Here is a 1,239-nt window from a genome sequence, read left to right as displayed (position 1 = left end):
GAATTATCGGAGCCGCGTTCTCATTGAGAGAGTTGCTGGTCTTGCCTACTTAACGAAGAGCTGGCGGGGTATTTTGGTCAGGGGTTCGTGCCCGGTTTCGGTGACGACAAACGGTTGAGTGATGGTGATTCCGTCGTTCTTGAGCCAGAGCCCCGACATCATATGGAAGCACATGCCGGGTTGGAGCACTGTCTTATCTCCCTTGCGAAGACTGACGGTTTTCTCTCCCACCGCTGGCGGATACCCAAGACCGAGCGAATACCCAAGACGTGAATCCTTCTCGTGCCCGTGCTTGGCAAGAGTCTTGGCAAACGCAGCGTGAACTTCCTCCGAAGTCTTGCCGGGAGCTACGGTGTCGAGCCCTGCATTCAGAGATTCCACGACGACGTCCGCCAGCTTCTTATAGCTCGGGCTTGGTTCGCCGACGCAAATCGTACGAGCCAGGTTGACCTGATAGCGGTGGCGATTTCCGAACAGCTCGAGATTGATGATGGTCGACGATGGCAACGGCTTGTCGGTCCATGCGGCATGCGGAGCCAGCGCTTTCTCGCCTACGCAAAGATAGGGTGGAGAGCAGGTATAGGTTCCGCCGAACTCGGGCGTACCCGCCATCATCTGATGATAGACGACAGCGGCAATGTCGCACTCCCGGACACCCGGTTCGATCATATCGATGGCACGGTACATCATCGCATCAGCGATAAGGCCGGCCTGTCGCATGAGTCCCACCTCGGCCGGGCTCTTCACCAGACGTATCCAGTTCACCAGCAAGTCTGCATCGATAAAGGTGGCCTCAGGCAATGCCTTTATCAGGTCCGCATGTGCTCGCGCGGAGTAATAGTAACCGCCCATTTCGACGCCCACTCTGATTTTCCCCCCAGCGATCTCCTTGACAATTTCCGCGACGAAGTCATACGGACTCAGAGTCGACTGCACATAGGCATCAGGGAAAGAACGTATGCTGTCGTCGGACAGGTAAGTGGTCATGAAGGCCGAAATGGCATCCATACCCCGTCCAACCCAGATCGGCTCTTCGCGATCGAGAACCACCACAATCATCTGTGGAACGTAGAATGAATAGGCGTCGTAGCCGGTCAGGTAATTGGCATTGGCCGGCTCGGAAAGCAGGAGGACGTCTATGCCCCGCCTCTCCATTTCCTTCTTCACCGCAGTGACGCGTGTCGCGAACTCGGACCGCTCAAAACGTAGTTCCTTCTGCATCTCGATCCCTCGATAATA

General features: G+C 56.0%; 1 protein-coding gene. It reads right to left on the bottom strand.

What is annotated here, in order from left to right:
• Positions 1-45 precede the first annotated feature (45 nt).
• The coding region (locus EN885_RS32955; protein ID WP_348631660.1) for a Xaa-Pro peptidase family protein at positions 46-1,239 on the bottom strand (1,194 nt) is incomplete at its 5' end.

The organism is Mesorhizobium sp. M6A.T.Cr.TU.014.01.1.1 (assembly GCF_004022765.1).
Taxonomy (GTDB): Bacteria; Pseudomonadota; Alphaproteobacteria; order Rhizobiales; family Rhizobiaceae; genus Mesorhizobium; species Mesorhizobium mediterraneum.
This window is presented reverse-complemented; position numbering and strand designations above follow the sequence as displayed.